This window comes from Streptomyces sp. NPDC051173 (genome assembly GCF_040689515.1).
Lineage (GTDB): Bacteria > Actinomycetota > Actinomycetes > Streptomycetales > Streptomycetaceae > Streptomyces.
In genome coordinates this window covers 21,548-27,547 of record NZ_JBFBBD010000088.1, presented here as the reverse complement: position 1 = coordinate 27,547, position 6,000 = coordinate 21,548, and the positions used below count along the sequence as shown (strand labels likewise).

Annotated in this window: 6 protein-coding genes; 2 read left to right on the top strand and 4 right to left on the bottom strand. The window is 72.0% G+C overall.

Annotated features, from left to right (window positions below; genetic code table 11):
* Positions 1 to 180 precede the first annotated feature (180 nt).
* Both AB0435_RS30070 and AB0435_RS30065 read right to left on the bottom strand, forming a co-directional pair.
* Positions 181 to 588: a DUF3017 domain-containing protein gene (locus AB0435_RS30070; protein WP_366006812.1), complete on the bottom strand. Its 408-nt coding sequence runs from the start codon at positions 586 to 588 to the stop codon at positions 181 to 183.
* Positions 578 to 1,447, bottom strand: coding sequence for a bifunctional methylenetetrahydrofolate dehydrogenase/methenyltetrahydrofolate cyclohydrolase (locus tag AB0435_RS30065; RefSeq protein WP_366428400.1), 870 nt, complete (start codon positions 1,445 to 1,447; stop codon positions 578 to 580). Before AB0435_RS30065 ends, AB0435_RS30070 begins: the two co-directional genes overlap by 11 nt.
* A 163-nt stretch (positions 1,448 to 1,610) precedes the next feature.
* Between AB0435_RS30065 and AB0435_RS30060 the strand changes: the two genes are divergently transcribed.
* Entirely contained in the window at positions 1,611 to 2,309 is a 699-nt protein-coding gene (locus AB0435_RS30060; protein ID WP_366428399.1) for an RDD family protein, read from the top strand.
* Between the two features lie 80 nt (positions 2,310 to 2,389).
* Here AB0435_RS30060 and purH read toward each other — a convergent pair whose 3' ends face one another.
* Both purH and purN read right to left on the bottom strand, forming a co-directional pair.
* Positions 2,390 to 3,970, bottom strand: coding sequence for a bifunctional phosphoribosylaminoimidazolecarboxamide formyltransferase/IMP cyclohydrolase (purH, locus tag AB0435_RS30055; protein ID WP_366428398.1), 1,581 nt, complete (start codon positions 3,968 to 3,970; stop codon positions 2,390 to 2,392).
* A complete protein-coding gene (purN, locus tag AB0435_RS30050) occupies positions 3,967 to 4,599 on the bottom strand; it encodes a phosphoribosylglycinamide formyltransferase (protein ID WP_366006816.1) in 633 nt (210 codons plus the stop codon). The genes purH and purN overlap by 4 nt, the downstream gene beginning before the upstream one ends.
* Before the next feature lie 297 nt (positions 4,600 to 4,896).
* Between purN and AB0435_RS30045 the strand changes: the two genes are divergently transcribed.
* The gene (locus tag AB0435_RS30045) at positions 4,897 to 5,784 is read left to right on the top strand and encodes a hypothetical protein (RefSeq protein ID WP_366428397.1); all 888 of its coding nucleotides are present in this window, start codon (positions 4,897 to 4,899) and stop codon (positions 5,782 to 5,784) included.
* Positions 5,785 to 6,000: the final 216 nt, after the last annotated feature.

Sequence of the window (6,000 nt, the reverse complement as noted above, 5' to 3'; positions counted from 1 at the left end):
GGTGCGTAGTCACAGCACCCAACACGTAAGACAGCGCCACGCACCGCGTTCCAGGTCCTCAGCCCGGAGGCCACACCCCCGGCCCAGCCACCACCAAAGCCCGGCCGGCGATTGAGGCCACCCGCCGCAGGCGGCAGACGGACCCGCAGACAAAAACGCAGACCAGCCGAAGACCACCGCTCAAACAGTGAAGTGCAGAACGTCCTCAAGAAACGGAATCTTCACCCACGCATGCGGCTGCGCCATCAGCGTGAGCAGCACGATCACCGCACCCAACCCGCCGTACGTGATCATGTCGGTGAACCGCGACCGCACGGCCAGCATGCCCACCGACGGCAGCGCCCAGCGCAGCACCGCGCCGCCGAGCATCGCCACACCGATCAGCAGCGTCCCGACCCGGAAGACGTCGCACGCGACGAGCAGCAGGCCCAGGCCCGTCAGCCCCAGCACGGCCAGCAGCGGCCACTGGCGCGCGGGCGCGGGCGCGTCACCGGGGGCCGCGCGCCCGCCCCCCTCGGGGCGGGCCGTGTCCCGGGTGAGCTGGAAGCGGCGCGACTTGCCGGAGGCGGCGGCCATCTCAGCCCGCATTGCCGATCCCGGCGGCGCGCTCGGCGGCCTCCACGACGTTGACCAGCAGCAGCGCGCGGGTCATCGGGCCGACGCCACCGGGGTTCGGGGAGATCCAGGCGGCGACCTCGGAGACGCCCGGGTCCACATCGCCCATGATCTTGCCCTCGCCGTCCCGGCTGACGCCCACGTCGAGCACCGCGGCACCCGGCTTGACGTCCTCCGGCTTGATCAGGTGCCCGACGCCCGCCGCGGCGACGATGATGTCCGCCTGGCGCAGCTGGGCCGACAGGTCGCGGGTGCCGGTGTGGCAGAGGGTGACGGTGGCGTTCTCGGAGCGGCGGGTCAGCAGCAGCCCGATGGAGCGGCCCACGGTGATGCCGCGGCCGACGACCACGACGTGCGCGCCGTTGATCTCCACCTTGTGGTGGCGGAGCAGCTCGATGATGCCGTTGGGGGTGCAGGGCAGCGGGCCGGGCACGCCCAGCACCAGGCGGCCGAGGCTCATCGGGTGCAGGCCGTCCGCGTCCTTGGCCGGGTCCATCAGCTCCAGCACGCGGTTGGTGTCGATGCCCTTGGGGAGCGGGAGTTGGACGATGTAACCCGTGCACTCCGGGTTGTCGTTGAGCTCGCGTACGACCGCCTCGATCTCCTCCTGCGTGGCGGTGTCGGGCAGTTCGCGCTGGATCGACGCGATGCCGACCTGGGCGCAGTCGCGGTGCTTGCCGGCCACGTACCACTTGCTGCCGGGGTCGTCACCGACGAGGAGGGTGCCGAGACCGGGCGTGACGCCCTTGGCCTTCAGCGCTTCCACGCGGGTGGTGAGTTCGGACTTGATCGCGGCCGCGGTGGCCTTGCCATCGAGAATCTGGGCGGTCATGACACCCATACTCCCGGATGGACCGGCGCTCGTTCCAATCAGGTCACGTCCTTACGCGCGCCGTATACCACGCGTCCGCTGTGCCTACGATGATCCGCGCCGCGGCGGACGCCGCGGCAGTCCCCACGCAACAAGCCCGGCACCACCGCTCGAAGGACCCCAGGTGACCCACCCGAACCCGCCCGGACCGTACCCGTCCTACCCCCAGCAGCAGCCGGGCCGGCCCTACGGGCAGATCCCGCAGCAGCCGTACCCGGGTCAGCCCTACCCCGGCCAGCCCTATCCGGGGCAGCAGCCCTACCCGGGCCAGCAGTACCAGGGCGCCGGCTACGGCTACCCCGGCCAGGACCCGTACGGCATGCAGCGCCCGCCGCTCGCCGGCTGGGGCTCGCGCGTGGGCGCCTCGCTGCTCGACGGGCTGATCGGCGGCCTGATCCCGATGGTCCTGTTCATCATCGGCCTCGTCATGATGGTCTCGGCCGCGAAGGACACCACCTGCGACAGCTACTCCAGCTCCTCCGCGTACCAGAGGACCTGCACGGTCAATGCGGTCGACACGGGTGCGATGACGACCGGCGTGATCTTGTTCCTCATCGGCGCCGTCGCCTCGCTCGTGATCGGCCTCGTGATGCTCTACAAGCAGGGCAAGACGGGCCAGACGTGGGGCAAGAAGATCGTGGGCATCAGCGTCGTGCGCGAGCGCGACGGCATGCCGACCGGCTTCGGCATGGCCTTCGTCCGCAACCTCTGCCACCTCGCCGACGGCTTCTTCTGCCTCGGCTACCTGTGGCCGCTGTGGGACGAGAAGAAGCAGACCTTCGCCGACAAGATCGTCAGCACGGTGGTCGTCCGCACCAAGTGACCGGCTGATCACGGCAGCACGAGGCCGCGCCCCGGAGGTTTCCGGGGCGCGGCCTCGTCGTATCAGCCGTGCCGGCCGTGTCAGTGGAAGAAGTGACGCGTGCCCGTGAGGTACATCGTCACGCCCGCCGCCTTCGCCGCCTGGACGACCTGCTCGTCACGGACCGAACCGCCCGGCTGGGCCACGGCCTTGACGCCCGCCTCCAGGAGGACCTCCAGGCCGTCCGGGAAGGGGAAGAAGGCGTCGGAGGCTGCGTACGAACCGGCCGCGCGCTCCTCGCCGGCGCGCTGCACCGCGAGCTTCGCCGAGTCGACGCGGTTGACCTGGCCCATGCCGACGCCGACCGTGGCACCGCCCTTGGCCAGCAGGATCGCGTTGGACTTCACCGCGCGGCACGCGCGCCAGGCGAAGGCCAGCTCGGCCAGCTCGTCGGCGGGGAGCGCCTCGCCCGTGGCGAGCGTCCAGTTGGCGGGGTCGTCGCCCTCCGCCTGGAGGCGGTCCTTGGCCTGGACGAGCGCGCCGCCCTCGATCGGCCGGTACTCACCGACCGCGCCGGGGGCCTCGGGGCAGCTCAGCACGCGGATGTTCTTCTTGCGGGCCAGCACCTCGACCGCGCCGTCCTCGTAACCGGGCGCGACGATGACCTCGGTGAAGATCTCCGCGACCTGCTCGGCCAGCTCCACCGTCACCGGGCGGTTGACGGCGATCACGCCGCCGAACGCGGAGAGCGAGTCGCAGGCGTGCGCCTTGCGGTGCGCCTCGGCGACGTCCGAACCGACGGCGATGCCACAGGGGTTGGCGTGCTTGATGATCGCGACACAGGGCTCGTCGTGGTCGTACGCCGCCCGGCGCGCGGCCTCGGTGTCGACGTAGTTGTTGTACGACATCTCCTTGCCGTGCAGCTGCTCGGCGACCGCGAGACCGGTGCCCGTGCCGTCGGTGTAGAGCGCGGCGGGCTGGTGCGGGTTCTCGCCGTAGCGCAGGACCTGCTTGCGGCTGAGGACGACACCGGCGAAGTCCGGCCACGGGCCCTCGTCGGCCGCGTAGCCGTCGGCGAACCAGCTGGCCACCGCCACGTCGTACGCGGCCGTGTGCTGGAAGGCCTCGGCCGCGAGCCGCTTGCGCGCGGCCAGGTCGAACCCGCCCTCGCGCACGGCGTCGAGCACGTCGGCGTAGCGGCCGGGGTTGACCACGACGGCGACGGAGGGGTGGTTCTTGGCGGCGGCGCGGACCATGGAGGGGCCGCCGATGTCGATCTGCTCCACGCACTCGTCGGGCGAGGCGCCGGAGGCGACCGTCTCCTTGAAGGGGTAGAGGTTGACGATCACGAGCTCGAAGGGCTCCACGCCCAGCTCGGCGAGCTGCTCCCGGTGCGAGTCGAGCCGCTGGTCGGCGAGGATGCCGGCGTGGACGCGCGGGTGGAGCGTCTTCACCCGGCCGTCCAGGCACTCGGGGAAGCCCGTCAGCTCCTCGACCTTGGTGACCGGGACGCCCGCGGCGGCGATCCGCCCGGCCGTCGAACCGGTCGAGACGAGCTGGACGCCGGCCGCGTGCAGCCCCTGGGCCAGCTCCTCCAGCCCCGTCTTGTCGTAGACGCTGACCAGCGCGCGGCGGATGGGCCGCTTAGCGCCGTTCGTACCGTTGGTGCCTTCGGCGGTCACGGGATTCTTACCTTTCGTCCCTCTATGCGGTAGCCGTTGTGGGCCAGACGCCCCACGACATCGACGAGCAGCGCTCGCTCGACTTCCTTGATCCGTTCGTGCAGCGCGGATTCGTCGTCCTCCTCCCGGACCTCGACCACGCCCTGGGCGATGATCGGGCCGGTGTCGACGCCGTCGTCGACGAAGTGGACGGTGCACCCGGTCACCTTCGCGCCGTACGCGAGCGCGTCGCGCACGCCGTGGGCGCCGGGGAAGCTGGGCAGCAGGGCGGGGTGCGTATTGACGATCCGCCCCCCGAAGCGGGCCAGGAACTCCTTGCCCACGATCTTCATGAAACCGGCGGAGACCACGAGGTCCGGCGCGTACGCGGCCGTCGCCTCGGTCAGCGCCCGGTCCCAGGCGTCCCGCGTCGGGTGGTCCTTCACCCGGCAGACGAAGGTCGGCAGCCCGGCGCGCTCGGCGCGCTCGAGGCCGGCGATGCCGTCCCGGTCGGCGCCCACGGCCACGATCCGCGCGCCGTAGCCGTCCGGGTCGGCGGCGATCGCGTCGAGCAGGGCCTGGAGATTGGTGCCCGAGCCGGAGACCAGCACGACGAGCCGGGCGGGAAGCGCGGGAGGCGGGGAGGCCACGGTGGGGCCCTTTCTCGCGGGTGGTGCGGTTTGTATGGTCGTACAAGCCGGAGGGGTCCCCGAATACGGGGGACTCTACGAAGCCGCCGACCGCCAGCAACGATACCGGCACACGGAACGGCCCCCACGGGACGGGGGCACGCGCGGGAGGTAGCGTCTGGAAGCAGCGCACGGAAAGCGCGGGCCACGCGCACGGAATCCGAGCGCGACGCCGTACGTTCGGTGTGCAGTACGTCATGGCGTGGTGGCACGCCCGCGGCGTACAGGACGACGACACAAGGGGAAGACACACTCCACATGCCGGACCGACGCCTCCACGCGGCTCACCGCTTCCCGCTGTCCACCGAGTCCAACGGGTCCGCCGGATCCACCGGGTCCACCGAGGACTCCTGGGGAGCGGCGACCGGGAACGCCCGCATGGCGCACGAGCGCCCCTCGTCGCCGTCCCCGGACGGGCGGCCGTCCCTGGAGAAGCGGCCGCCGTCGTCGTCTTCGGGTGACCAGCCGTCGGACGACCGACAGGACAATCCGTTCGCGCCCCCGCCGGAGGGCGGGCCGGACCGGCCCTGGGAACCGCGCGAGGGGGGCGGCGGAGAGCGCGGCGGCTCGGAGAGCGGCGGCGAGGGCGGTGACGGGGGCGACGGCGGGAAGCCTTCCGCGTGGGGCAGCCAGTGGAGCAGCAGGCAGCCCGGCCCCCACGGCGGCGGCTTCGGCGGGCAGCGCCCCTCGGGCCCCCCGAGCGGTGGCCCCGGCGGCGGCCTCCGCTGGGACCCGACGGACCCGGCGCAGCGCCGCGCGCGTTACGCCCTGCTGGCCGGCCTGTGGGGCTTCTTCTTCGCCCTCTTCAGCATCCCGCAGGTCGCGCTGCTCCTGGGCGCCCTCTCCGTCTACTGGGCCATCAGCTCCTTGCGCGCGAAGCCGCAGCAGAAACAGCGCACGGACCCGGACATCCCACCCCCGCCGCCGCCCGCGCCCGGGTCTCCCCGCCCCCAGACCACGGCGGCCGTGAGCGGTCTGGTCATGGGCGGCCTGTCGCTCGCGATCGTGGCGGCCACGTTCGCCTTCCAGATCGTCTACAAGGACTACTACACGTGCGTGGACGACGCGCTGACGCAGTCGTCCCGGCAGGCTTGCGAGTCGCATCTGCCGAAGCAGTTGCGCCCCTTGTTGGGGGCGCAGGACTGAGCTCTGGTTGCCTGGGGTGGGTTCGCCCTTCGGGCGTGGCCTCAATCGCCGGCCGGGCTGGGGTGGTGGCTGGACCGGGGGTGTGACCTCCGGGCTGAGGACCTGGAACGCGGTGCATGGCGCCGCCCTACGCTTTGAGTGCCGTGACTACGCACCGCGTTCCAGAACCTCACCCTCCGGCCCCACCCCCTCCGCCGGAGAGCAAGTTGAAGGCCG